21 protein-coding genes are annotated in these 24,710 nt (G+C 64.6%); 8 read left to right on the top strand and 13 right to left on the bottom strand.

Features of this window, described 5'->3' with window-relative positions; all coding sequences use genetic code 11:
* Nucleotides 1–65: 65 nt before the first annotated feature.
* Both WIN67_RS13770 and WIN67_RS13765 read left to right on the top strand, forming a co-directional pair.
* Nucleotides 66–1,514, top strand: a complete 1,449-nt coding sequence (locus WIN67_RS13770) for an amidase (RefSeq protein ID WP_339071472.1) — start codon at nt 66–68, stop codon at nt 1,512–1,514.
* A 63-nt stretch (nt 1,515–1,577) separates the two neighbouring features.
* Nucleotides 1,578–1,907, top strand: coding sequence for a hypothetical protein (locus WIN67_RS13765; protein WP_102879722.1), 330 nt, complete (start codon nt 1,578–1,580; stop codon nt 1,905–1,907).
* 33 nt (nt 1,908–1,940) lie between these two features.
* Here the strand turns inward: WIN67_RS13765 and WIN67_RS13760 are convergent, their stop codons facing one another.
* From WIN67_RS13760 to WIN67_RS13735, 6 genes are all read right to left on the bottom strand, one after another.
* On the bottom strand, nt 1,941–2,372 hold the full coding sequence (locus WIN67_RS13760) for an HD domain-containing protein (RefSeq protein ID WP_339071470.1): 432 nt from the start codon (nt 2,370–2,372) through the stop codon (nt 1,941–1,943).
* Between the two features lie 55 nt (nt 2,373–2,427).
* On the bottom strand, nt 2,428–3,240 hold the full coding sequence (locus WIN67_RS13755) for a CoA ester lyase (protein WP_339071469.1): 813 nt from the start codon (nt 3,238–3,240) through the stop codon (nt 2,428–2,430).
* Between the two features lie 149 nt (nt 3,241–3,389).
* Nucleotides 3,390–4,595, bottom strand: coding sequence for a CaiB/BaiF CoA-transferase family protein (locus WIN67_RS13750; RefSeq protein ID WP_339071468.1), 1,206 nt, complete (start codon nt 4,593–4,595; stop codon nt 3,390–3,392).
* A gap of 32 nt (nt 4,596–4,627) precedes the next feature.
* Entirely contained in the window at nt 4,628–5,977 is a 1,350-nt protein-coding gene (locus WIN67_RS13745; protein WP_339071467.1) for an MmgE/PrpD family protein, read from the bottom strand.
* A 9-nt stretch (nt 5,978–5,986) separates the two neighbouring features.
* Complete coding sequence (locus WIN67_RS13740) at nt 5,987–7,150, bottom strand: acyl-CoA dehydrogenase family protein (protein ID WP_339071466.1); 1,164 nt, start codon at nt 7,148–7,150, stop codon at nt 5,987–5,989.
* Nucleotides 7,151–7,184: 34 nt separating this feature from the next.
* Nucleotides 7,185–8,012 (bottom strand): FAS1-like dehydratase domain-containing protein, encoded by an 828-nt coding sequence (locus tag WIN67_RS13735; protein ID WP_339071465.1) that lies wholly within the window; start codon nt 8,010–8,012, stop codon nt 7,185–7,187.
* A gap of 128 nt (nt 8,013–8,140) precedes the next feature.
* On the opposite strand from WIN67_RS13735, the gene WIN67_RS13730 reads away from it, so the two are divergent.
* Nucleotides 8,141–9,034 carry a LysR family transcriptional regulator gene (locus tag WIN67_RS13730; RefSeq protein WP_339071463.1) on the top strand — a complete coding sequence of 298 codons (894 nt, stop codon included), beginning with the start codon at nt 8,141–8,143 and terminating at the stop codon, nt 9,032–9,034.
* Here WIN67_RS13730 and WIN67_RS13725 read toward each other — a convergent pair.
* The gene (locus tag WIN67_RS13725) at nt 9,031–9,426 is read right to left on the bottom strand and encodes a DUF2388 domain-containing protein (RefSeq protein ID WP_339071462.1); all 396 of its coding nucleotides are present in this window, start codon (nt 9,424–9,426) and stop codon (nt 9,031–9,033) included. The two genes, WIN67_RS13730 and WIN67_RS13725, sit on opposite strands and share 4 nt — an antisense overlap.
* Before the next feature lie 295 nt (nt 9,427–9,721).
* Here WIN67_RS13725 and WIN67_RS13720 point away from each other — a divergent pair, with 295 nt between their 5' ends.
* The 3 genes from WIN67_RS13720 (at nt 9,722) to WIN67_RS13710 (ending at nt 13,150) form a co-directional block, all read left to right on the top strand.
* On the top strand, nt 9,722–10,288 hold the full coding sequence (locus tag WIN67_RS13720; RefSeq protein ID WP_102864490.1) for a GNAT family N-acetyltransferase: 567 nt from the start codon (nt 9,722–9,724) through the stop codon (nt 10,286–10,288).
* Nucleotides 10,289–10,426: 138 nt separating this feature from the next.
* Nucleotides 10,427–12,343 (top strand): serine hydrolase domain-containing protein, encoded by a 1,917-nt coding sequence (locus WIN67_RS13715; RefSeq protein ID WP_339071461.1) that lies wholly within the window; start codon nt 10,427–10,429, stop codon nt 12,341–12,343.
* Nucleotides 12,344–12,349: 6 nt separating this feature from the next.
* Entirely contained in the window at nt 12,350–13,150 is an 801-nt protein-coding gene (locus tag WIN67_RS13710; protein WP_102879724.1) for a MipA/OmpV family protein, read from the top strand.
* 84 nt (nt 13,151–13,234) lie between these two features.
* Here WIN67_RS13710 and WIN67_RS13705 read toward each other — a convergent pair whose 3' ends face one another.
* The 3 genes from WIN67_RS13705 to WIN67_RS13695 all read right to left on the bottom strand — a co-directional run bounded on the left by WIN67_RS13705 (nt 13,235) and on the right by WIN67_RS13695 (nt 16,026).
* Complete coding sequence (locus WIN67_RS13705) at nt 13,235–14,524, bottom strand: ATP-binding protein (protein ID WP_102864488.1); 1,290 nt, start codon at nt 14,522–14,524, stop codon at nt 13,235–13,237.
* The gene (locus WIN67_RS13700; RefSeq protein ID WP_339071460.1) at nt 14,525–15,235 is read right to left on the bottom strand and encodes a winged helix-turn-helix domain-containing protein; all 711 of its coding nucleotides are present in this window, start codon (nt 15,233–15,235) and stop codon (nt 14,525–14,527) included.
* Nucleotides 15,236–15,420: 185 nt separating this feature from the next.
* Nucleotides 15,421–16,026: a tRNA-(ms[2]io[6]A)-hydroxylase gene (locus WIN67_RS13695; protein ID WP_110653530.1), complete on the bottom strand. Its 606-nt coding sequence runs from the start codon at nt 16,024–16,026 to the stop codon at nt 15,421–15,423.
* A gap of 292 nt (nt 16,027–16,318) precedes the next feature.
* On the opposite strand from WIN67_RS13695, the gene WIN67_RS13690 reads away from it, so the two are divergent.
* Nucleotides 16,319–17,182 (top strand): universal stress protein, encoded by an 864-nt coding sequence (locus tag WIN67_RS13690; protein WP_110653529.1) that lies wholly within the window; start codon nt 16,319–16,321, stop codon nt 17,180–17,182.
* 113 nt (nt 17,183–17,295) lie between these two features.
* On the opposite strand, the gene WIN67_RS13685 is transcribed toward WIN67_RS13690, so the two are convergent.
* Entirely contained in the window at nt 17,296–17,763 is a 468-nt protein-coding gene (locus tag WIN67_RS13685; RefSeq protein ID WP_102879728.1) for a DUF1289 domain-containing protein, read from the bottom strand.
* A 409-nt stretch (nt 17,764–18,172) separates the two neighbouring features.
* On the opposite strand from WIN67_RS13685, the gene acnB reads away from it, so the two are divergent.
* On the top strand, nt 18,173–20,773 hold the full coding sequence (gene acnB / locus WIN67_RS13680) for a bifunctional aconitate hydratase 2/2-methylisocitrate dehydratase (protein WP_102879729.1): 2,601 nt from the start codon (nt 18,173–18,175) through the stop codon (nt 20,771–20,773).
* A gap of 147 nt (nt 20,774–20,920) precedes the next feature.
* Here the strand turns inward: acnB and WIN67_RS13675 are convergent, their stop codons facing one another.
* Both WIN67_RS13675 and WIN67_RS13670 read right to left on the bottom strand, forming a co-directional pair.
* Entirely contained in the window at nt 20,921–22,600 is a 1,680-nt protein-coding gene (locus WIN67_RS13675; protein WP_123393879.1) for a SulP family inorganic anion transporter, read from the bottom strand.
* A gap of 342 nt (nt 22,601–22,942) precedes the next feature.
* Complete coding sequence (locus tag WIN67_RS13670) at nt 22,943–24,223, bottom strand: serine/threonine transporter (RefSeq protein ID WP_273906604.1); 1,281 nt, start codon at nt 24,221–24,223, stop codon at nt 22,943–22,945.
* Nucleotides 24,224–24,710 lie beyond the last annotated feature (487 nt).

Genomic DNA, 24,710 nt, shown 5'->3' with positions numbered 1-24,710 from the left:
GCGTTCGCAGCCCTTGCCCGTTGGCCCGCCACCGGCGCCCCACGGCCTTGATAGAAGAGCTGCCCATGTCGTTATCCCCGTCCAGCACACCGGCCCTGCACCTGCTGTCCATCGAGGCATTGCTGCACGGCTTTGCCGCCCGGCAGTTCACCCCGGTGGATCTGCTGCACGCCGTGCTGGCCCGGATCGAACGCCATGAGCCGCAACTCAACGCCCTTTGCGAGCGCCAGGACGAAGCAGCCCTCGCCGCCGCCCAGGCGGCTACCGCGCGCTGGGCCGCCGGGCAACCGCTGGGCCGGCTGGACGGCATCCCGATCCTGGTCAAGGACAACAGCGACATACAGGGCTGGCACACCCGCAGCGGCTCCAGGGCGCTGGCCGACCGACCGCCCATGACCTGCGACACCAGCCTGGTGGCGCGGTTGCGCGAGGCCGGGGCGATCTTCATTGGCAAGACCACCCTGCCGGAACTGGGCAGCACGCCCCTGACCGACAGCCCGCTGACCGGCATCACCCGCAACCCCTGGAACCTGGCCCTGCATGCCGGTGGCAGCAGTGGCGGCAGCACCGCTGGCGTGGCCGCCGGTTACGCCCCGGCGGCCACCGGCAATGATGCCGCCGGATCGATCCGCACCCCGTCGAGCTTTTGCGGGGTGATCGGTTTCAAGCCCAGCCATGGCCTGGTGTCCGCCTGCCCGAGCATCGACCCGGGGGGCATGGCCGCCGAAGGCCCGATTGCCCGGCATGTACGGGATATCGCCCTGCTGATGGAGCTGATGAGCGCCCATGAGCCTGATGAACCTTTCGCCTGGCCCCATGCTCCCGGCCAGTTCCTGTCCGGCATCGAGGACGGCATCAGCGGCCTGCGCATCGCCTTCAGCGCCGACCTGGGCCATGCCGCCCATGTCGATCCGCAGATTGCCGCCCGTTGCCTGGCCGCTGCCCAGTTGCTGCAGCAGGCCGGGGCGACCGTGGTCCAGGCCTCGCCGGACATCGGCCGGCCGGCCGCGAATTACCTGCGGGCCTGGCCGGTGGAAGTGGCCAGCGCCATGGCCGAGGAAATCCCGCTGGAGCGCCAGCACCTGGTCGGCGACTTCCTCCAGCAGGCCCAGGTCCGCGCACGCCAGCTCAATGCCCTGGATTACGCCTGCGCAGTGCAGGAGCGGCATCGGGTCGCGCAACAACTGCATGACTTTCTCGGCGACTACGACCTGCTGCTGACCCCCACTGCGGTGGTCGAGCCCTTCGCCGTGGAGCGCCAGATGCCGCCCGACTGGCCGGAGCAGATCAGCGCCATGTGGCAGCCCACCACCTTCCCGTTCAATTTCAGCCGCCAACCGGCGCTGAGCATGCCCTGCGGCCTGAGCGCCGCCGGCCTGCCCATAGGCCTGCAGATCGTCGCCCGCTTCGGCCATGACGAACGGGTCCTGCGGGCCGCCCGGGCCCTGGAAAAACTGCTGCCTGCCGGGGTGTTCGCTCATCCCGCCGGCCTGCTGGACGCCCCCCGGGCGTGAACTGCACTGAACAACCCGCTGACGCAGCAACATCGCGCCGCTTTACGGACAAGGAGGTGGACCATGGAGTCTTCTAGCAGTTGGTATCAAGACACTCAATTCGACCACGACATCTACGTGATGATCATTCGTGAGCCGAGTTCGCCGAGCCTCTACGCACATCAATCCGGCGCCAGCTTCAGCTACGTCGGACGGCTCACCGGCCATGGACAGCACCCGTGCTTTTCCGTGCACTTTGCCTGCCCGCCCTACGGCAACGACTACGCCAGCACCGAAGCCGCCCTGCAAGCCGGGCTGGCCCATGGTCGCGCCCTGATCGAACACTGGCGCACCCGGGGCAGCAAGCCACCGGCGCGCAACACCGAAGTCGCCCTTTCCAACTACAGCAACTGAACGCCCCGGCGCCGCTGGCCCTGGGCTAGCGGCTCAAGGCCGGTCCAGGCTGTCGAGGTATTGGATGGCCTGGCGGTACTTCTCCAGGCGCCGCCGGTCATCCTCGCTGGGTTCGGGGATGCGTGACAGGTCACTGTTCTCCGCCAGGTCCGCCCGCTTTACCCGCCGCGCCAAAGGATTCTGTGCAGCGCGGCGGATAAACCCCGAATAGTCCTCACCCTCGACCTTGGTCAGCGCCGCCAGGGCCTGCAGCACCTCTTCACTGAAACCTTCGCCGCGCAGTTGCTCCAGGGTCACCGGGCTGTCTTCGATGACGTCGTGGAGCACCGCGACCAGCTGTTCCCGGGGCTCGGACAGCCGCAGCATGACCCGCAGGGGATGCAGGATATAGGGCGCACCGCCCTTGTCGACTTGCCCGGCATGGGCCCGGGCAGCAATGGCGATGGCGCGTTCCAGGGTACTCATGGGCGGTGGCTCCGGATCTTGGCAAAAATGCTGCGGCCATACTAACCCGACCGGTTCAGGCCAGGGCCAGCAGACGCCGGGCCCGTTGCAGCACCGGTGCGTCGACCATCTGCCCGTCCACCTGATAGGCCCCGGCGCCGCCCTGCCCGCCCTCCACCACCCGCCGTGCCCAGGCCAGTTCCTCGGCGCTGGGGGCCAGGGCCTGATGGATCACCGGCACCTGTCGCGGATGGATGCACAAGGCACCGGCAAAGCCCATGGCGTAGGCATGACGGATCGACGTCGCCAGGCCGGCACTGTCGTCGATTGCCGGGTGCACGCCGTCCAGCGGCGCCATGAGCCCCGCCGCCCGGGAATGCAGGATCAGCGCCAGGCGCGCCTGATCCAGGGCGAACTCAGCCGCCGCCGAACCGCTGCTGAGGTTGAGGTCCAGGGCCAGGTCCAGGCCGCCGAAGGACAGGCGCTGGACTCCGGTCGCCATGGCAATCTCGGCCAGGGCCAGCAGGCCCCGGGCACTTTCGATAATCGGCCAGATCGGCTTGCCGGTGGCAGCCACCCGGGTGACCTGGGCGGCGCTTTCGACTTTCGGCAGGAGGATGCCCGCCACTCCGGCATGGCTCTGGCAGAACGCCAGATCGGCCAAATGCTCAGGGTGCTCCGGTGCATTGACCCGCACCCAGAGCCGCACCTGGGGCTGCCCCACGAGGAAGCGTCCCAGGTGTTCCCGGGCCAGGACCTTGAGGGGTTCTTCGACAGCGTCCTCGAAGTCGACGATCACCGCGTCGGCGCCGCTGGCCAGGGCCTTGGCGAAGCGCTCGGGGCGGCTGCCGGGAACAAACAGCGCAGAGCGCGCAATGGGGTTGGACATGTTCGGTTCCTTGTTATCGATGGCCAATGGCGGGCCCTGATGCGGCGTGTTGCTTCATCCTCGTAAGAGACGGCTGGCCGGCGAAGGCGATCTGTGGGGCCTTTTCGTCGACAAGCTGGCTCCTGCACCCTGGTACCAGGGTGGCGAGGTCAGATGACCCCTCGGGAGCGCAATTGGCGGATGCGCTCGGCAGACAGGCCCAGTTCGCCAAGGATCTCGTCGCTGTGCTGGCCCAGGGCCGGGACGGCGTCCATGCGCGGGGCGAAAGCGCTGTTGCGCGCCGGTGGCAGCATAGCCGGCAGGCTGCCGGCCGGGCTGTCCACCTGGCACCAGGCATCCCGGGCCGCCAATTGCGGGTGCTGCCAGACCCCCTGCATGTCGTTGACCCGGGCATTGGCGATCTGCGCCAACTCCAGGCGGGCCATCACCTCGGCCACGCTCAGACGGCTGAAATGCTCGACGATGATCCCGCGCAAGGCTTCACGGTTGGCCGAGCGCTTGAAGTTGGCGCTGAAGCGTTCGTCCGTGGCCAGCGTCGGCAGCTGCAGCACCTTGTCGCAGAACGCTGCCCATTCCCGTTCGTTCTGCAGGCCGAGCATGACCGTGCCGCCATCACCGGCGGGAAACGGCCCGTAAGGATAGATGGTGGAATGGGCGGCGCCGGCCCTGGGCGGCGGTTCGGCGCCCTCGAAGGCGTAGTACATCGGGTAGCCCATCCACTCCACCAGGCTTTCCAGCATGCTGATGTCGAGACGGCTGCCCAGGCCGGTGCGCTCGCGCAGCAACAGGGCCGAGAGGATGCCGCTGTAGGCATACATGCCGGCGGCGATGTCGGCAATGGAGCAGCCGGCCTTGGCCAACTGTTCCTCCCCGGGGCCACCGGTCACCGAAAGAAAGCCGCCCTCGCTCTGGATCAGCAGGTCGTAGGCCTTTTTCTGTGCATAGGGACCACCCTGGCCATAGCCGGAGATGTCGCAGACGATCAAGCGTGGAAAGCGCGGGTGCAGCGCTTCGAAGGACAGGCCCATGCGCGCGGCCGCCCCCGGTGCCAGGTTCTGCACCAGGATGTCGGCGTCGGCCAGCAGGCTCTCCAGCAGGCTGTCGGCATCGGCATGCTTGAGGTCCAGGGTCAGGCTTTCCTTGGAGCGGTTGGTCCACACGAAATGCGAGGCCAGGCCCCTGACCCGCTGGTCGTAGCCCCGGGCAAAGTCGCCGCTGCCGGGGCGCTCGACCTTGATCACCCGGGCCCCGAGGTCCGCCAACTGGCGGGTGCAGAACGGTGCGGCAATGGCGTGCTCCAGGCTGACCACGGTGATGCCGTCCAGCGGCCGGGGCTGTGCTGTGTGCTGTGTCATGTTCGGTCCTCGCCCTGTTCGATGTCGGGCATTCAGAGCAGTGAGTTGAGGTCGCCAGCGTCCCGCAGGGCCCAGACCCGACGGATCAGCTCGGCCCCTTGCTGCGGGCTGCGGGCCCCGGAGAACTGCAGCAGACGCTGGAACTTGTCTTCCAGCTCGGCCCGGGACAGGCCATTGCCCGGGTCGCCCTTGGGTTCTTCGATGGCCCCGTACAAGGTCCGGCCATCCCGGCAATCCACCTCCACCCGCCCCAGCCAGCGCCGCGGGTAGGCCGCGTCCACTTCGGGGTCCAGGTGCAGGCTCACCTTGTGGCGAAAGGCGGCGACCTGAGGGTCGTTCAGAGCCCAGCGCTGAAACTCCGGCAACCCGGCCTGGCCATGCACCGCAATCAACCCCAGCACGGTGCCCATGGAGAACTTGGCCTGGTGCACGGTCTGCGGCACCTGGACCCGGCCCAGCACATCGATGGCGCCCTGGTGCACTCGGGTTCGTACCCGGGTGATCTGCCCGTGCGCCAGCCCCTCACGCTGCATCAGCCCTAGCAAGGCATCGGCGGCGGGATGGGTATGACGGCAGGAGGCGTGAAACTTGAACGAAGTCTCCAGCAGGGCCCAGCGACTGCCGAGGCGATCACTCAGCCGCCTCGGCTCGGCATCGCGGGACATGCCCGCCGCCATGCCCTGCTCGCCCTCGAGGATATTGCGCGCCCCGCTCAGGCCGTCCCGGGTCAGGTAGGCCGCGAGCAGGCCGTCGGCGGCGGCCTTGGCCGTGTGCAACTGCTTGGAATCGGCGGCGTCCCGCAGAAACTCCCAAAGCCCCGCGGCCTGGGTCCCGGCGCTGCCCAGCAGGTTGATGAATTGTTCGCTGTCGAACGCCATCAGCTTGCCCACCGCCACGGCAGCGGCCAGGGTGCCGACGGTGGCCGTGGTGTGGAAGATCCGGTAGTGGGAACGACCGAGGAACTCGCCGATGCGAATCCCCGCCTCATAACCGGCCACCGCCGCCAGCAACAGCTCGCGGCCGGACTTGCCCAGGTCCTGGGCCGCCGCCAGGGCTGCCGGGAACACCACGGTGGCCGGGTGCAGCACTGAACTGTTGTGCAGGTCGTCCTGCTCCACCAGATGGGATGAGGCGGCGTTGACCAGGGCGGCAAAATACGCCGAGGTGCCGCTGCCGTTGACCAGGATGCGCGCCGGTCCGGCGGCCGGTCCCATGTGCCGGGCATAGGCCTCGAACAGCGGAATCGGGTGGGCGCCCTGGGCCGCCAGGGCCGAGCCCAGCCAGTCGAGGAACAGCTCCTCGGTGCGCAGCAAGACTGCTTCGGGCAAATCGTCAGGGCCCAGGCCGGCCAGGAATCCGGCCAGATCGTCGGTGTGGCTCATGGGGATTCCTCAGAAGCTGCGGGGCAGCTCCAGCAAGTGTTCGGCCACGTAGGACAGGATCAGGTTGGTGGAGATCGGCGCCACCTGGTACAGCCGGGTCTCGCGGAACTTGCGCTCGACGTCGTATTCGCAGGCGAAGCCAAAACCGCCGTGGGTCTGCAAACAGACGTTGGCCGCTTCCCAGGAGGCCTTGGCCGCCAGGTACTTGGCCATGTTGGCACTGGCTCCGGCGTTGACCCCACTGTCGTATTCGGCACAGGCGCGCCAACGCATCAGGTCGGCCGCCTCGATCTCGACATGGGCCTCGGCGATGGGGAACTGCACCCCCTGGTTCTGGCCGATGGGCCGGCCGAACACCACCCGCTCCCGGGCGTAGGCGCAGGCCTTGTCAATGAACCAGCGACCGTCGCCGATGCATTCGGCGGCAATCAGGGTGCGCTCGGCATTGAGGCCGTCGAGGATGTACTTGAAGCCCTGGCCCTCCTCACCGATCAGGCTGTCGGCGGGCAACTCAAGGTTGTCGAAGAACAGCTCGTTGGTCTCGTGATTGACCATGTTGGCAATCGGCTGCACGGTCAGGCCCTTGCCGATAGCCTCGCGCAGGTCGACGAGGAAGATCGACATGCCCTCGGACTTTTTCTGCACCTGGGCCAGGGACGTGGTGCGGGCCAGGAGAATCATCAGGTCGGAATGCTGGACCCGCGAGATCCACACCTTCTGCCCATTGATCAGGTACCGGTCGCCGCGCTTGATGGCGGTGGTCTTGATCTGGGTGGTGTCGGTGCCGGTGGTAGGTTCGGTGACCGCCATGGATTGCAGGCGCAGTTCGCCGCTGGCGAGCTTGGGCAGATAGTGGCGCTTCTGCACTTCGCTGCCATGACGCAACAGGGTGAACAGGTTGTACATCTGGCCGTGGACGGTGCCGGAATTGCCGCCGCAGCGGTTCACTTCTTCAAGAATCACCGAGGCCTCGGCCAGCCCCAGGCCGGAACCACCGTACTCGGCCGGAATCATCGCCGCCAGCCAGCCGGCCGCGGTCAGGGCCTTGACGAAGGCCTCGGGAAAGCCTTTTTGCTCATCGATGCCGCGCCAGTAGGCGGCATCGAATCCGGCGCACAGGGCGCGCACGCCTTCACGGATGGCATTGAGTTGTTCAGTGTCATGGGGGGTCATCAATCGGCACTCCGCCTTGGCTTATGGTTGGAATTCAGTCGAATTGCACGTCGCCGCGCTGGGCCAGTCCGGCCTGATTGCCGGCCCAGAGTTCGGCGCGTCCGGGGGCGCTGAGGCGCCCGCCCACCTCGAAGGCCTGGGGGGCAATCAAGGGGCGCAGGCCGCGGTAGGAAAAATGCCGCAGACGCGCTGCAGGATGGGCCCGGCAGAAGGCTCGCAGGCTCAGGGTGGCGATCAGCGGGCCGTGCACCACCAGGCCGGGATAGCCTTCGGTGGCGGTGACATAGGGATGGTCGTAATGAATGCGATGGCCATTGAAGGTCACCGCGCTGTAGCGAAACAGCAGGGTCGGACTCGGCGTCACCGGCTCGCGCCAGTCACCCTGGACCAGGGCCTCGCCACTGCTGAGCCTGGGCGGACTGGGCTCGCGGTAGACGATGTCCTGCTCTTCGCGCAGTGCCAGCCGACCGTCCTGGAAATACTCGTGGCACAAGGTGACAAACAGCAGCTGGCCCGTGCGCCCGGCCTTTTCCTCGACCGCAATAACAGTGCTGACACAGGTGGCCGCAGCACCGGCTCGCAGCGGCTCATGGAAGTCCAGGCGGCCACCGGCCCACATGCGATTGCGCCCATCTGCCGGTGGCAGGAAGCCGCCCCGAGCCGGATGACCGTCCTGGCCCAGGGCCGACTCCGGTTGCGGTTCCTGGAAAAAGCACCAGTGCCACAGCGGCGGCAAGGCGCTGCCCTGGGCCGGGGTCTGCTCCCCCAGGGTGGCGGCAATGCGGGTCAGCAGGTTGTGGCTGAGCAGGTCGTCAGTGCGCTGGCTGCGGCCGATCCAGGCGCGGGGGTCGGTGGCACTCATAAAGGCGGGGTCCTGTTACGCAAGGGGTGAGCGCCATGATGCAAGGGCCGGTCGCGTACTGAGAATTTGCATTTTTATAAACCGGCGTTCGTTTATGCTGAACGCCTTGCGCCCACAGGAGCCCGGACATGCATTTCGATCTGGCGGACCTACGCCTGTTTATCCATATCGCCGAATCCCCCAGCCTGACCCAGGGCGCACGCCGCGCCTTTCTCTCCCCGGCCGCCGCCAGTGCACGGATCAAGGCCCTGGAAAACCAGCTGGACACCCGCCTGCTGTACCGCGACAGCCGCGGGGTCGAAGTCACTCCGGCCGGCGAACGGCTGCTGCAGCATGCGCGGCTGATCATGCGCCAGGTGGACTACCTGAAAAGCGAGTTCACCCAGTACGGCGGCGACGCCACCGGGCACATCCGCATCTTCGCCAACACCACGGCCGTCACCGAATTCCTCCCGGAAGTGCTGGCGGGCTTTCTCTCGGCGCGTCCCGGCGTCACCGTGGACCTGCAGGAGCGCCTGTCCCGGGACATCGTCCGCGGGGTGCTGGACGGCACCTCCGACATGGGCATCATTGCCGGCCCGGTGGAAGCCAGCGGCCTGCAGGTGCTGCATTTCAGCACCGACCGGCTGGTGCTGATGGTGCCGGTGGACCACCCACTGGCCCGAGAAGCGTCAGTGAGCCTGGACCAGACCCTGGCCTACCAGCACATCGGCCTGCACGAGGGCAGCACCCTGCTGAGTTTCTTGCGCGAGCACGTGGAGCGCCTGGGCAAGCAGCTGTCGCTGCGCATCCAGGTGTCGAGCTTCGAAGCGGTGTGCCGCATGGTGGAGGCCGGGGTCGGCATCGGCATCATTCCCGAGTCCGCGGCGCTGCGGCACAGCCGCACCATGCAATTGGTGACGGTGAAACTGAACGAAAGCTGGGCCGTGCGCGAGCGCAGCATCATCGTCCGCGAACTGGAGGCCCTGCCCGGCACCGTACGGGCGCTGATTACCACGCTGATTCCGCCAACGCCGAACTAGCCGGCGGCGAGCACGGCGTGCGCAAAAGCCATCTCATCCATGTCAGGGTGGGGTAGATCGGCCCGATAACTGCGCCAGGCCCGTTCGAACTGGGCTCCGCGAATATCGCCATCACTGGCGATGAAAGCGGCGGCATCATCCTTGGCGTAACCAAACAGGTTCTTGATGCTGTCATAGGTGAAGACAGTAGCGGCGAAGGTGGTAGTCGTAGCAATGGTGGTCACCATACAGCCCATCATCAGCGCCTCATGGGGCTCGGTCCAATCGCAGGAATTTCTCCACTCCCAGGGCTTTGCCCAAGTGGCGTGGCTGAACAACGCGCCCGGCAACACTAGCGCAACGGCAGTGAACATCAGCTTCGGGTTGAAACTTAGACCTAGTCGAATAGACATGACTTACATCCTGTTAAGCCTTACGGGCAGCAACCTTCTGCCGTGAAGGCCCATTAGGCCATGACCGACAGCAACCTACAAAGGCGGCCCAAACCGCCCCTGGCCGATCACCCCAGCACCGCGTGTCGCCAGAGGCCAGGTAACGGCAGGCCCCAGGCCCCGGATCGGGCCATGACCGGTGATCGCCAGCCGAGGCGCGACAGCAGCGGACATTGATGCCGATCAAGCGCCCGGGTCGCCGGCGGAGTAAAGCTTGTGGCAATCACCTGCCCTTTGCTTCCCCGGAGACTTGATCATGTCCAGCAGCGCCCTCGATGTCCTCGCCCAACCGCCATTTCCGGCCCAGCAAGGCCAATACTGGATCGACGCCCTGAGCGACGGCAGCCACGTGCTGATCCGCCCGCTGCGCCCTGAAGACCGGGGCCGGGAAAAGGCCTTTATCGAAAACCTCTCCCCCGTCACCCGGCACCAGCGCTTTCTCGGTGAGGTCAAGGAAGTCGGCGATCAGTTGCTGGATCAGCTGATGGATGTCGGCACCCCGCAACGGGTGGCCTACGTGGCCCTGGTCCACGACAACGGCGAGCTGCGGGAAGTCGGCATCAGCCGTTATGCCCAGGTCGACGACCAGCCCTGGCGCTGCGAGTTTGCCGTGACCATCGCCGATCAATGGCAAGGCAAGGGCCTCGGTGCCCTGCTGATGCAGCATCTGATCGATGAAGCCCGTACCAATGGTTTCCAGCAGCTGTATTCGGTGGACAGCGCCGCCAACTACAGCATGCGCCGCCTGGCGAAGACCCTCGGTATGCGCAGCGCCATCGACCCCGACGATGCCACCCAGGTGATCCACAGCCTGGAGCTGTAACCCGCCCAAGCCGCGCCTCGGTCCGAGGCGCGGCCACCTTCGCTTAACACTCTTTGACAGTTTCCAGACAAAGCTGCCAAAGACTCCTCAGACGCCCTTCCCTAGCATCCGCTCATCGAATTTCCGGTCGGGTGCTGCATGTCCCCCAAACTTCTCGGCCTGCCACTGCTGGGCATCCTGCTGAGCAGCCTCGGCTGCAATGGCCAACCACCTGCGCCACCGGTCATAGCGCCCGGCGACTACGCCAGCATCATCAGCTACTTGAAGCAGTACATCCCCCGGGAGATGGCCGAGCACCGGGTCCCGGGGCTGTCCATCGCCCTGGTGGACGGCCAGGAGCTGATCTGGGCCCGAGGCTTCGGGTTTGCCGACCAGGCACGGGGCCTGCAGGTGACCGAGAACACCGCGTTTCGCGCCGGCGCCCTGTCGCAGTTGCTGACCGCTACGGCGGTCATGCAACTGGTGGAACAGGGACGCCTGCAGTTGGATGCGCCCCTGCAGGACAGCCTCAAGGAATTCTACGTCCGCTCGCGCTTTCACCAGGACCAGAACGCCGCCGACCAGGCCGTGACGGTGCGCCGTCTGCTCAGCCATCAGGCCGGGATGCCCGCCGAGTACCTGCGCGACTCACGTACGCCCCAGGCCCTCAACGAGCTGCCGAGAAAGGTCAGCGGGGTCTGGCTGAACAATGCCCCGGGCACCCGGACCGCCCCCTCCAACCTGGGCTACGCCCTGCTGGGCGCGGCGGTGGAACGCAGCAGCGGCCTGGATTTCGAGATGCAACTGCAAAAAAGCCTGCTGCGCCCGCTGGGCATGAGCCAGTCGAGTTTCATAGGCGGCAGCGGCGCACAACCCTACCGCACCCAAGGCTATACCGACGGCACCCGCAGCAATGATGTCCTGGTGCGCGACTTGTCCGCCGCTGGCTTGTGGAGCAATCCACGGGACCTGAGCCACTTCGTGCGCATGCTCTTCGCCCAGGGCAGCTACAAGCATCAGGCGTTGCTCTCGCCGGCCTCGATCAAGGAGATGGTGCGTCCGCAGAACAGCGGCAACCCGCTGGATTTCGATTGTCAGGTGGGCCTGGGCTGGTTCCTCTCGCCCTGTGGCGACGAGTGGGTCAACCCGGGGATTGGCACTTGGCAGCGCAGTGGCTCCGGCGATGATTTCCACGCCCGGATCAGCGTGCTCCCGGAGCAGCAACTGGCAGTGATCGTGATGAGCAATTCCGGCTCTGGCGCAGCCCTGGCCCAGCCGTTGGTGCCGCAGATTCTGCGCATGCTGCAGCAGGCCCATGGCGCCCCCGAAGGGATGCAAGCCGGCCCTGTTCAGCAGGGCTGCGTTCAGCACGATTCCGGCCAGGATGGCTCCGTAGTGGATAGCCCCGTACCGAGTAGCTCCGTCCAGAGTCGCACTGACCAGAAGGGCTCAGACCAGCCCAGCCCGCGGCGCCGGGCGCCGGAAGCCGCCGACCGCCAGCATCTGGCGGGGTTCTATGCCACGACCTGGGGCGTGCTGCGCATCAAGGACCAGGACCAGCGGCTGTTTGGCGAACTGGCCGGCACGCGCTTCGAGTTGCTGCGCGACGAACACGGCTGGCTGCGGGCGCAGAAGAAAATCCTCGGCCTGTGGCAGCAGGACCTGGGCGACCTGGGACGGGTGCAACTGGACGTCATGAACGTTCAGGGCAACCGGGTATTTACCGCAAAGCGCCACGGCCAGCTACTGGCCATGGGGGAACGGATCGATCCGGTGCCCCTGCCCGACAACTGGCTGGCCATGGTCGGCACCTATCACGCCCTCAACGATGACGAAGCCAACGCCCCCTTGAACGGCGTCAGCATCGCCCTGGAAGACGGCTTCCTGATGATCCGCAGCCTGCAACAGGGCCGCACCCTCACCGATTACATCCTGGCTCCGGTGGACAACGCCCATGCGGTGATTGCCGGCCATGGCCCCGGGCTGGGCGACACCGTGCGCCGCCAGGTCAACGGGGTCAACGTCCTCGGCTACTCCTTCAAACGTATCTACACCCCCCACTACCTGAGGTTCTAAAACACTATGAAAAGCCTGAAACGCTGCACCACCGTCGCCCTTTGGGCGGGCACCCTCGGCCTGGCCACAGGGTCTGCAGCGCTGCATGCCGAGGACTGGAAATATGGCGTGCGCGGCGGTGTGGCCAGCGTGCCGCGCTACAGCGGCAGTGACGAGCGCACCGTGGCGCCGATTTTCGGCGGCGAAATCATCAGCCCCTATGGCCTCTTCCTCAACACCGACCAGGGCCTGGGCTGGGGCCATGAATGGGGCGACCTGTCGTTCAGCACCTGGGTCGGCCCCAGCGAAGAACGGCGCGACAAGAACCACCTGGGCCAAGGCTCCAAGCGGCTCAAGGGCATGGGCCAGATCAAGTCCCGTGCACAGTTCGGCGCACACCTGGGTTACGACCTGGGCCCGTTCGAACTGGGAGCCACGGTGACCCACGCAGTGAAGAAAAATGACAACAAGGACACCGGTTCGGCGTACAGCCAGCTGCAGCTGAGCATTGGCACCAACCTGTACGAGGGCCGTTTGGGCAGCCTCGATGCCAGCCTCAACAGCCTGTTCGGCAATGCCGACTATATGCAGACCTGGTACGGCGTGAGCGGCACCCAGGCCGCCAACAGCCGCTTCAGCGCCTACCGCGCCAAGGGCGGGCTGGTGAGCAATGGCCTGGACCTGGAATGGACCCTGCCCCTCAACGAGCAGACCAAGCTTTCGACCCTGCTGTCCCTGCAGTACCTGGGCAAGGAAGCCGGCGACAGCCCGATCGTCGATCGGCGCATGCAGACGGTGCTGGGCACCCAGCTTGAGTACAGCTTTTAAGCGGTAGGCTTCGAGCGGCAAGCGGCAAGCAGCGAACTGGCGGCTTGAAGCTTGCCGCTTACCGCTTGCAACTTGCCGCTGCCGCTAATCGACATGGGCCCAGGTCAGGCGAAACGAGGCCCCGCCCCACTCCGAATCCACCACCTCGACCTTGCCGCCATGCCACTGGGAGACCCGTCGCACCAGGGCCAGGCCCAGGCCGAAGCCACCGGTACGCCGGTCGCGGCTGGCGTCGAGCCGGGAAAAGGGTTCAAAGATTTTCTCCCGTCCGTCCACCGGCACGCCGGGCCCGTCATCATTGACCCGCACTTCGTAGCCCTGCTCCAGGCGTACCAGGGACACCTCCACCCGCCGGTCGGCGTAGCGAATGGCGTTGCGCAGCAGATTGATCACCGCCCGGGCCATGAAGCGTGGCTCGATCCGCACGTACTCGACCTGGCAGGAGCGGATCAGCAACTGCACCCCCGCCGCTTCCGCCTCCAGGGCGACACTGCCGACCACGCTGTCGAGCCAGCTCTGGGCCTGGATATTCTCGCGACTGATGGTGGCCGCGCCGTGCTCCAGGCTGGCGTAGGACAACAGCTCGGAGACCATGTCCTCCAGTTCGCCAAGGTCGGCGTACATGTCGGCGATCAGCTCGCGGTTTTCCTCCGGGTCCGGTTGCTGCTGCAACTGGTCCAGCTCGAATGACAGCCGCGCGATGGGCGTGCGCAACTCGTGGGACACCGCGTTGGTCAGCTCGCGCTGGTTGGCGATCAGGCCCTCGATGCGCGCCGCCATGCGGTTGAAGTGCTGGGCCAGGTCGCGAATGTTGGAACGCTGGGACAGTTGCAGGCGGGTGCTGAGGTCATTGCCGCCAAAACGCTCGGCGGCCAGGCGCAGGCGCTCCAGGTCGCGCCAGTGCGGGCGCACCCAGAAGTACAGGACGATGGCCAGCAGCGTGCCGAGCAAGGCATAGGCGGCGATGTTGTAGAGCAGGGTCAGGGGTGGGTCTTCCGGCAGCTTGATGCTCAGTAACTGGGGACCGTCGTCGATGCTGGAAATGAATTCGTTGAAATCATCCCGGACCACCAGCTGCTTGGCGCTCAGCAGCGCCCGCTCCTTCTGGTTGAGGTCCAGCTCGCCGGCCTGCACCAGCTTGAGCCCCAGCCCGTAATGGGGTTTGAGCAACTCCAGTTGATGCTGACGCCCGGCCTCGTCAAAGGGCCGCAGCTGCTCGCTGAGGCTGTAGGCCGGCCCGCGCACCGCATCACGGTTGTAGGCCTCGATCAGGTCCACCGCCAGGTAGTTGAGGAAGATGTGTTGCACCGCGGTCATGGCTCCGGCAAAGCCGAGGGCCAGGAACAGGTAGAGCCCCAGAAACAGCCGCAGCATTCAAATCTCCCAGGCGAATGGATTGAACAGGTAGCCCTTGCCCCACACGGTCTTGATGCACACCGGCTCGCGCGGGTTGTCCTTGAGCTTGCCGCGTAATTTGCTGATGTAGACGTCGACGCTGCGGTTCAGACCGTCGAACTCGATACCGCGCATGCGGTTCAGGATGTCATCCCGGGACAGGGTCTTGCCTGCCGCATTGGCCAGCAGCCAGAGCAGCTCGAACTCCATGGTGGTCAGTTCGATCGGCTCGCCGGACAGACGCACCTCGCGGCTGCTGCGGTCGATGCTCAGCACGCCGAACTCCAGGGCCCCGCGCAAGGCGGTCGACTCCGGCACCTGGCGCCGCTGCAGGGCCCGCAGCCGCGCCAGCAGCACCGCCGGCTTGATGGGCTTGATCACATAGTCGTCGGCGCCGGACTCCAGGCCGAGGATGTGGTCCAGGTCGTCTTCCTTGGCGGTGAGGATGACAATCGGGGTATCGGCCACGGCGCGGATTTCCCGGCACACGTGCAGGCCGCTCTGGCCCGGCAACATCAGGTCGAGCACCACCAGCTTCGGTTTGAATTCGAGAAACGCCGCCAAGGCCACATCGCCCCGGTATACCGTCAGCACTTCAAAGCCATGCTGGGACAGGAAGCTGGCAATCAGCCCGGCGAGCTTCTCGTCATCTTCCACCAGCAGGACTTTGCCAAGACCCAGGTTTTCCATACCTTCCCGTTCGCAAGCACACAATTTTGAGTGCGCGCATTATAGAAGGACCCAGGTTAAAAAAAGGCTAAGGTCGCGGCAAAACCAGCGACTTATCGCGGCTTTGCGCAAAGTTTCATTCTTTTAAGAGTTTTTAACAATTTGCCCCTGCTTTTATACAAGGGCAGCGACACAAGGGTTGTGCCTTACCAGGCCGGTACGCCGCTGTGGAAGCGGAATTCCGGGTCCGGGGACTCGATCAGCTCCTGCTCGGCGGCCCGCACCTTGTCGATCACCTGAGCGATGTCCCGGGCGTCGCCATACTGGTAGGCCAGCTTCAGGTAGCCCTGATAGTGCCGGGCCTCGCTTTTGAGCAGGCCGAAATAGAACTTGCCCAACTCCTCATCCAGGTGTGGCACCAGGGCTTCGAAGCGCTCGCAACTGCGGGCTTCGATAAAGGCGCCGACCACCAGGGTGTCCACCAGCTTCACCGGCTCATGGCTGCGCACCACCTTGCGCAGGCCCGAAGCGTAGCGCCCGGCGTGCAGTTGGCGCAGCTCGACCTTGCGTCGTTTCATCAGGCGCATGACCTGTTCGTGGTGCACCAGTTCTTCCCGGGCCAGGCGCGACATCATGTTGATCAGGTCGACATGGGAATGGTACTTGGCGATCAGGCTCAGGGCGGTGCTGGCGGCCTTGAACTCACAGTTCTTGTGGTCGATCAGCAGGGTTTCCTGGTCGGCCAGGGCCGCCTGGACCCAGGCGTCGGGAGTCCGACAGCCGAGGAAGTCATGAATTTGTGGAAAGTTCATCGGCGCATTTCCGAGCAATCCGCCACAGCAAGGCGAGCAATGGCGGCACTATCAGTGATCGATAACATGAGGCTCACGAGACAAATAAGGCTTCACAGCGAAAGGCTGGCGATTATACCGGCCACGTCGCAGACCACCAGCGGCCGCGCTTGATATGCATCAACATGCGGCGCGGGCGCCAGCAACTATAGTTGTGCACGCTAGGGTCTGTTCCCGTTTGGTGACGAGCCGCGTTGCTGGGCCAAACGGGAACAGACCCTAACCATTCATCCCTTTCCTGGAGATCCCGATCATGCAAAGTATCCGCAGCATCCTGGTGGTCATCGATCCCACGCCTGGCGAAAGTCTCGCCCTCAAGCGCGCCAAGCTGATTGCCGGGGTCACCCAGGCCCACCTGCATCTGCTGGTCTGCGACAAGAAGCACGAACACTCGGCGCTGCTCAGCGTGCTCAAGAGCAGCCTGACCGGCGAAGGCTACAGCGTCACCACCGAGCAGGCCTGGAACGAGAGCCTGCATGAAACCATCATCGACGTGCAGCAGGCCGAGGGTTGCGGCCTGGTGATCAAGCAGCATTCCCATGACAATCCGCTGAAGAAAGTCCTGCTGACCCCGGCGGACTGGAAGCTGCTGCGCTACTGCCCAACCCCGGTGCTGCTGGTCAAGACCGCCACCCCCTGGGCCGGTGGCGTGGTCATGGCGGCCATCGATGTCGGCAACATGGACGGCGAACACCGCACACTGCATGCCAGCATCGTTGACTATGGTTTCGACATCGCCAGCCTGGCCAGGGCCCAACTGCACGTGATCAGCGCCCATCCATCACCGATGCTTTCGGCATCCGACCCGGTGTTCCAGCTCAAGGAAACCATCGAGAAGCGCTATCGCGAGGAATGCAGGGCGTTCCAGGCCGAGTTCGATATCGACGATGCGCACCTGCATATCGAGGAAGGTCCGGCGGACGTGCTGATTCCCCATATGGCCCACAAACTGGGGGCCGTGCTGACCATCATCGGCACCGTGGCCCGCACCGGGTTGTCGGGGGCCTTGATCGGCAACACCGCCGAAGTGGTGCTCGACTCCCTGGACAGTGACGTGCTGGTGCTCAAGCCGGCGGACATCATGGACCACCTGGAAGAACTCGCCGCCAAAGCCTGAGCCCCTTCCCCGCAACGCCAGCGCGTAACCTGCGTCGCCCATGACGACGCTGTCGCTGGCAAGCCCATGCCTGCAGCACCCTTTGCGCAGGAAGTGGCTGGCCGACGAACCTCTCAGCCCAGGGCGTCCTTGAGAAACCCCGGGGCGATGTAGCGCTGGTAGTGGGCTTCCGACAGCAGGAAGAATTCCCGATCGATGGCGTCACGCAACTCCGGCAGGCCCCAGTCGCGGAACTCCGGCAACAGCGCCATACCGTAGGCGTCGAGCTGGTTGATCACCCGCGCGCCCCGGGCAATCAGCTGGTAGGCCCAGCAATACTCGGACTGGTGCGGCACGAAACGGATCTTGCGCTGCTCCAGTTGCCCGCGCAGACGCGCCGGGTCGAAGACTTCCAGCTTGGCCGCCATCACCTGCACCAGCAGTTGTTCAAGACGCAACCAGACCGCGCGTTTCTCCTCCTCGTTGTAACCGTTCCAGTTGATCACTTCGTGATGGAAACGCTTGCAGCCGCGGCACACCAGGTCGCCGTAGACGGTGGAGCAGAGGCCGACGCAAGGGGTCTTGATGGTCTGATTGGGCATAGAAAAACAACACACGCAAAGGCAAAACAGTCGGCAATGTTAGCCCTTTGTCTAAGATTGATCACCCCTCAAACTTCAATACAGCAACTTACGTTTAGATTTTTTTTGCCGTAGAATCAGCCAGCCTTTTTAGGCGCCAATGTCCGTTTGAAGCTGTTTTCAAAGCGTCACGAGCACAGTCGTTCCTTCAGAGCGGTGTTGGCGAGGGATTTTTCCAGCGGGGAAAAATCCAGCGCCAACCCTCATCAGCTCCCCGTTCTGCAGGCGTAAAACTTTGAAAGCAGCTTCTGTAAGGAATTGTCGGTAATTCTGGCTAAGTGGCCCACAACGCCACGCAGCGCATGAGTACGGCAATTTCGGGATGAGCGTCCCGGACACCCATTTGGGACCACTGATGAGGGTAATAACTGTGCTTGAAGCCTACCGCAAACATATCGAAGAGCGCGCAGCACTGGGTATCGTTCCCCAGCCGCTTAACGCCGAACAAACTGCAGGCCTGGTCGAGCTGCTGAAGAATCCCCCGGCTGGCGAAGAAGCTTTCCTCGTTGACCTGATCACCAATCGCGTTCCGCCAGGAGTCGACGAAGCCGCCTACGTCAAGGCCGGTTTCCTCTCCGCGCTGGCCAAAGGCGAAGCCTCCTCCCCTCTGATCGACAAGAAGCGCGCCGTAGAACTGCTGGGCACCATGCAGGGCGGCTACAACATCGTGACCCTGGTCGACCTCCTGGACGACGCCGAGCTGGCGCCTGTTGCTGCCGCTCAACTCAAGCACACCCTGCTGATGTTCGACGCCTTCCACGACGTCGCGGAAAAAGCCAAGAACGGCAACGTTCACGCCCAGGGCGTACTGCAATCCTGGGCCGACGGTGAGTGGTTCAAGAACCGCCCGGTACTGGCCGACAAGATCAGCCTGCGGGTGTTCAAGGTCACCGGCGAAACCAACACCGACGACCTCTCCCCTGCCCCTGACGCCTGGTCCCGTCCGGACATCCCGCTGCACGCCCTGGCCATGCTGAAAATGGCCCGTGACGGCATCGTGCCTGACGTGCAAGGTTCCATCGGCCCGATGAAACAGATCGAGCAGATGCGCAACGACGGCTTCCCGATCGCCTACGTTGGCGACGTGGTCGGCACCGGTTCGTCGCGTAAGTCGGCGACCAACTCGGTCCTGTGGTTCTTCGGCGACGACGTTCCTTACGTGCCGAACAAGCGTGCCGGCGGCTTCTGCTTCGGCAGCAAGATCGCTCCAATCTTCTACAACACCATGGAAGACGCCGGCGCCCTGCCGATCGAATTCGACGTGTCGAAGATGAACATGGGCGACGTGATCGACCTGTACCCGCACGCTGGCAAAGTCACCAAGCACAACAGCGACGAAGTCCTGGCCACCTTCGAAATGAAGACCCCGGTGCTGCTCGACGAAGTCCGTGCTGGCGGCCGTATCCCGCTGATCATCGGCCGTGGCCTGACCGAGAAGGCGCGCGCCGAGCTGGGCCTGCCACCGTCCGACCTGTTCAAGAAGCCTGAAGCTCCAGCCGAAAGCACCAAGGGTTTCACCCTGGCGCAGAAGATGGTCGGCAAGGCTTGCGGCGTGACTGGCGTACGTCCAGGCACCTACTGCGAACCGAAGATGACCACCGTCGGCTCCCAGGACACCACCGGTCCTATGACCCGTGACGAACTGAAAGACCTGGCTTGCCTGGGCTTCTCCACCGATCTGGTGATGCAGTCGTTCTGCCACACCGCGGCCTATCCGAAGCCGATCGACGTCACCACTCACCACACCCTGCCTGACTTCATCATGACCCGTGGCGGCGTGTCCCTGCGTCCGGGCGACGGCATCATCCACAGCTGGCTGAACCGCATGCTGCTGCCGGACACCGTCGGCACCGGTGGTGACTCCCACACCCGTTTCCCGATCGGCATCTCGTTCCCGGCCGGTTCCGGCCTGGTGGCCTTCGCCGCCGCCACTGGCGTCATGCCACTGGACATGCCGGAATCGATCCTGGTTCGCTTCAAGGGCAAGCTGCAGCCTGGCGTCACCCTGCGTGACCTGGTCCACGCCATCCCTTACTACGCGATCCAGAAAGGCCTGCTGACCGTCGAGAAGAAAGGCAAGAAGAACGCCTTCTCCGGCCGCATCCTGGAGATCGAAGGCCTGGAAACCCTGACCGTCGAGCAAGCCTTCGAACTGTCCGACGCCTCGGCCGAACGTTCGGCTGCCGGTTGCACCATCAAGCTGTCCAAAGAGTCGATCGCCGAGTACCTGAAGTCCAACATCACCCTGCTGCGCTGGATGATCGGCGAAGGCTACGGCGATGCCCGTACCCTGGAGCGTCGCGCTCAAGCGATGGAAGCCTGGCTGGCCAACCCTGAGCTGCTGGAAGCCGACAAGGACGCCGAGTACGCCGAAGTCATCGAGATCGACCTGGCCGACGTCAAGGAGCCTGTGCTCTGCGCGCCGAACGACCCGGACGACGCTCGCCTGCTGTCCAGCGTCGCTGGCCAGAAGATCGACGAAGTGTTCATCGGTTCCTGCATGACCAACATCGGTCACTTCCGCGCGGCCGGTAAGCTGCTGGATCAGGTCAAGGGCCAGCTGCCAACCCGTCTGTGGCTGTCGCCGCCGACCAAGATGGACGCTCACCAACTGACCGAAGAAGGCTACTACGGCATCTACGGCAAGGCTGGCGCGCGCATGGAAATGCCGGGCTGCTCGCTGTGCATGGGTAACCAGGCCCGCGTTGAGCCGAACTCGACCGTGGTGTCGACTTCGACCCGTAACTTCCCGAACCGTCTGGGCGATGGCGCCAACGTCTACCTGGCTTCGGCCGAGCTGGCGTCGGTGGCTTCGATCCTGGGTCGCCTGCCGACCGTCGAGGAGTACATGGAATACGCCGGCAAGATCGACAGCATGGCAGCGGACGTGTACCGCTACCTGAGCTTCGACCAGATCGCCGAGTTCCGTGAAGCGGCGGCCAACGCCAAGATCCCGGTGGTGCAAGCCTAAGGCTCTAGCGTTGTAAAAAAGAACGCCGCGTATTCCACGATACGCGGCGTTTTTTTATGCCTGTAACTTTTGCTGACTGCCCTGCCCGCTAGTTCGCGCTGCGCTACGCTGCCACAGGCCAGGCGCGATACACCCAAGCGCCAAGACTCAATGCCAGAGTCCTGCCTGAGCCTGACCGCTCCAGATCTGCAGGCTTTCCTGCAGCGTATCGTCGACGCTGGTGCCACTGAGCAACACCTGATGCTCGGCAGTCGACGGCAGGCCCGCCAGGGCTTCCTTGGCCCTGTGCTTGAGCCGGGCCAGGGCCAGGCGCTTGTGCTCCAGGCGGACCTGACGGAAGAAGTCGTCCAGGGCCTCGATGCTGGTGCCGTCCAGATTCGGCGACTCTTCCAGGCTGAGAATGACCGTGTGAATCGGCGTCTGCACATGCCGGATCAGATGCAAGGCACCGCCCAGGATGCGCTCGGCGTTGGCGAAGAACAGCGCCTCCCCCGGACGCAGAATCAGCACCCCCGGCACCTGCCGCGCCTGAGGATGGCGGCTGAGGTCGACAAAATCATGTCCGCTGCCCAATTGACCGAGGATCTGGATATCCGCCGCCGACAACTGGCGCAGCATCAACAGAATGCTCACCCCTACCGAAAGCAGCAAACCATCCAGCACCCCCAGCACCAGCACCGCGGTGACCGCACAGATCACCAGCAACCGATCCCGGCGCCAGATGAAATAGCGCCCCAGCGGTTGCAGGCTCAGGCCATGGCCCAAGGCATAGATGACGATCGCCGCCAGCACCGGCTCCGGGGTCAGGGCGATATAGGGCAGCACCGTCAGAACGATGATCAGCATCACCGCAGCAGCGGTCAGCCCGGCCAGCCGCGAGCGGGCCCCCGCCGCTTCGTTGGCGGAAGTGGCCGAATAACCGGCGCCGACGGGCATGCCATGGAACAGACCGGAGAGCAGATTGCCAGCGCCCAGGGCCAGCAGGTCGCGGTTGGACGAGACCCGGTCGCCATGCTTGAGCGCCAGGGAGCTGATGGAGCCGTAGGACTCGGCATACAGGATCATCACCAGGGCAAACGCCAGTTCCCCCAGGCGCAGCCAGTCGGCAAAGGGCAGGTCCGGCAGGCTCGGCACCTGCAGCTTGAGTTCGATCACCCCGATCAGGGCCACCCCATGAGCCGGCAGATCGAGCCATTGCCCGGCGCCAATGCCGATCACCACCGCCACCAGCCCACCGGGCACGTAGGGAATCCGCGAACAGATCGCCAGCACCAGCAAGGCCAATGCCGCCACCGCCGCGCCGGCCCAGTTCCACTGCGGCCACTGCTCCAGCAACTGGGGCAGAAAACGCACCAGGTTGCCGGTGCTCAGGTGCACCCCCACGATGGTGGCGAACTGCTTGAGGATGATGGTCACGGCCAGGCCGAAGGCGAAGCCGCGCAGCACCGGCTTGGCAATGAACGCGGTCACGCCGCCGAGGCGAAACAGCCCCGCCAGGACGAAGAAGCCTCCGGTCAGCAGCACCAGGGCGAACGCCAGGTTCAGGCGCAGCTGCACGTCGCCCTCTGCCAGGGACAAGGTGGCAGCGGCCAGCACCGCCGCCGATGAGGACGTGGCCGAGACAATGGCGAAGCGGCTGCTGCCCAGCAGGCCGTAGCACAGCAACCCGGCGAACAGGGCAATGACCCCGGCCTGGGGCGGCAAGGCGGCAATACCGGAATAGGCCACAGCCTCCGGCAGCAACAGGCCGGCGATGGACAAGCCGGCCAGCAGATCACGGCTGCGCTTGGGGACAACAGTTGGCTGGGTGAGGGGTTCAGTGGCCAATCGGGTTCGTCCGTGACAAGGCAAAATTCGAATTCAGAGGGTGTCGCCCAACGGCATCAACGCCTTTGGGCCAGATTGCAGCCCGTGTGACGGGAGTGGCCATTGACGGGTTCCGGGCAGCAATAAGAGCACCAGCTTAGCCCTTTATTCAAGGCAGCAAACGATCCTGATCAATGCCTTGAACGACAACGCCGCCGGTGCTGTGAGCACCGGCGGCGTTGGTTGTGTTGCCAGCAATCGCGTCAGGCTTGAGGGCCTGTCCGCCGGCAAGCCGGCTCCAGGCGGTGAGCGTCGCGCAGGTGTGGAATGCCGGCGAAGGCAGCCGCCAGCGCGTCGCACCACTCACGAAGCCAGGGAGTACACCAGGGCGGTAATGGCCACCAGGCCCACCAGGGTCACGAAGACGTTGGAGGCCTGGCCGCGATAGCGGGCCATGGCCGGCACTTTGCGAATGGCGTACATCGGCATCAGGAACAGGATCGCCGCGATCACCGGGCCACCCATGGTCTCGATCATCGTCAGGATGCTCGGGTTGAGGGTCGCCACGGCCCAGCAGATCACCAGCATGAAGGCAGCGGTAACCCGGTCCAGGGTTTTCGCCCCAGGACGCCGGCCGCTCTTGCCGATCAGGCCCTTGAGGCCTTCGCTGGCACCGATGTAGTGACCCAGGAAGGACTTGGCGATGGCCACGAAGGCAATCAACGGTGCGGCGAAGGCGATGGTCGGATTCTGGAAGTGGTTGGCCAGGTAGGACAGGATCGACAGGTTCTGCGCCTTGGCTTCGGCCAGTTGCGCCGGGTTCAGGGTCAGCACACAGCTGAAGACGAAGAACAGCACCATGCCCACCATCAGCAGATGGGCACGCGAGAGGATCTGCGAGCTGCGCTCTTCGGCGTGCACGCCATAGCGGCGCTTCTGGTCCACGGCAAAGGCCGAGATGATCGGCGAGTGGTTGAACGAGAAGACCATCACCGGAATCGCCAGCCACAGGGTATGCAGGAAGGCCGAAGGCGCCGGGACATCGCTGACGGTGGCGAGGATGCCGCCATTCCAGTGCGGGATCAGGAACACCGCGAGGAACAGCAGGGCCACGATGAACGGATAGACCATCAGGCTCATGGCCTTGACGATCACCTGCTCGCCGCAACGCACCACCACCAGCAGGCCGAAGATCAGCACCAGGGCCAGGATCGCCCGCGGTGGCGGCGCGATGTGCAGTTGATTGGTCATGAAGCTGTCGACGGTGTTGGTCAGGGCCACGCTGTAGATCAGCAGGATCGGGAAGATCGCCAAAAAGTACAGCAAGGTGATCAGAGCACCGGCGGTGAGGCCAAAATGTTCTTCCACCACGTCAGTGATGTCCGCACCGTCACGCCCGGAGAGCACGAAGCGGGTCAGGCCGCGGTGTGCATAGAAGGTCATGGGGAAGGCCAGCAGCGCCAGGATCAACAGCGGCCAGAAACCGCCGATGCCGGCATTGATGGGCAGAAACAGGGTACCGGCACCAATGGCGGTGCCAAACAGGCCCAGCATCCAGGTGGTGTCTTGGCGGTTCCAGCTACTCAGGGTCGCTGGGGTCGCCGTTTCAAAGCGTTGATCAACGCTGTTGGCCTGATCATTCATCCGGTGGGATCTCCACATTCCGGTCGTTTGCCATTCGATCAGGGCGCGTCGGAGTACCCGACAGACAGAGCCCCGACCGAAACAGAGGGGGCGCGATTGTCCGGGATTCCGCGAGCGCTGCATAGACTTAGCTGAGGAACGGTTTGTACGGTGCAGATTTATTTTTTTGCCGTGGCGAAGCGTCTGGCCCGGCCTTCTCCCGCCTTCCCCTGGCACCGGCTTGCCGGCGCAAGCGTCCGCGAAGGCGATGCACATCCCACGCACCTGTTCCTCGGCAAGCCGACGCGCGCTGGGCTGCGTTGACAAGATTCACGGCCAGGCGGCATGATCGGCCCCCATGAATATCTACGCGCTCAACCCTACCTCTACCACCACGACTGCCTACGGCGGGTCGTGTGGTAGCTGTGCGGGATGATGCAAGCACAGTAAAACCAAGGCCCCGCCAGCAATGGACGGGGCCTTTTGTTTCTCCGTCCAGCTGGCACTA

The organism is Pseudomonas idahonensis (assembly GCF_037903935.1).
GTDB classification, from domain to species: Bacteria; Pseudomonadota; Gammaproteobacteria; order Pseudomonadales; family Pseudomonadaceae; genus Aquipseudomonas; species Aquipseudomonas danubii.
This window is presented reverse-complemented; position numbering and strand designations above follow the sequence as displayed.

Coding starts and splice junctions, on each gene's coding strand:
- WIN67_RS13770 (WP_339071472.1), top strand. CDS start 66: ATGTCGTTATCCCCGTCCAGCACACCGGCCCTGCACCTGCTGTCCATC.
- WIN67_RS13745 (WP_339071467.1), bottom strand. CDS start 5,977: ATGAGCCACACCGACGATCTGGCCGGATTCCTGGCCGGCCTGGGCCCT.
- WIN67_RS13670 (WP_273906604.1), bottom strand. CDS start 24,223: ATGAATGATCAGGCCAACAGCGTTGATCAACGCTTTGAAACGGCGACC.
- WIN67_RS13690 (WP_110653529.1), top strand. CDS start 16,319: ATGCAAAGTATCCGCAGCATCCTGGTGGTCATCGATCCCACGCCTGGC.
- WIN67_RS13755 (WP_339071469.1), bottom strand. CDS start 3,240: ATGTCCAACCCCATTGCGCGCTCTGCGCTGTTTGTTCCCGGCAGCCGC.
- WIN67_RS13730 (WP_339071463.1), top strand. CDS start 8,141: ATGCATTTCGATCTGGCGGACCTACGCCTGTTTATCCATATCGCCGAA.
- WIN67_RS13715 (WP_339071461.1), top strand. CDS start 10,427: ATGTCCCCCAAACTTCTCGGCCTGCCACTGCTGGGCATCCTGCTGAGC.
- WIN67_RS13685 (WP_102879728.1), bottom strand. CDS start 17,763: ATGCCCAATCAGACCATCAAGACCCCTTGCGTCGGCCTCTGCTCCACC.
- WIN67_RS13765 (WP_102879722.1), top strand. CDS start 1,578: ATGGAGTCTTCTAGCAGTTGGTATCAAGACACTCAATTCGACCACGAC.
- WIN67_RS13705 (WP_102864488.1), bottom strand. CDS start 14,524: ATGCTGCGGCTGTTTCTGGGGCTCTACCTGTTCCTGGCCCTCGGCTTT.
- WIN67_RS13695 (WP_110653530.1), bottom strand. CDS start 16,026: ATGAACTTTCCACAAATTCATGACTTCCTCGGCTGTCGGACTCCCGAC.
- WIN67_RS13720 (WP_102864490.1), top strand. CDS start 9,722: ATGTCCAGCAGCGCCCTCGATGTCCTCGCCCAACCGCCATTTCCGGCC.
- WIN67_RS13735 (WP_339071465.1), bottom strand. CDS start 8,012: ATGAGTGCCACCGACCCCCGCGCCTGGATCGGCCGCAGCCAGCGCACT.
- WIN67_RS13750 (WP_339071468.1), bottom strand. CDS start 4,595: ATGACACAGCACACAGCACAGCCCCGGCCGCTGGACGGCATCACCGTG.
- WIN67_RS13740 (WP_339071466.1), bottom strand. CDS start 7,150: ATGACCCCCCATGACACTGAACAACTCAATGCCATCCGTGAAGGCGTG.
- WIN67_RS13710 (WP_102879724.1), top strand. CDS start 12,350: ATGAAAAGCCTGAAACGCTGCACCACCGTCGCCCTTTGGGCGGGCACC.
- WIN67_RS13700 (WP_339071460.1), bottom strand. CDS start 15,235: ATGGAAAACCTGGGTCTTGGCAAAGTCCTGCTGGTGGAAGATGACGAG.
- WIN67_RS13760 (WP_339071470.1), bottom strand. CDS start 2,372: ATGAGTACCCTGGAACGCGCCATCGCCATTGCTGCCCGGGCCCATGCC.
- WIN67_RS13725 (WP_339071462.1), bottom strand. CDS start 9,426: ATGTCTATTCGACTAGGTCTAAGTTTCAACCCGAAGCTGATGTTCACT.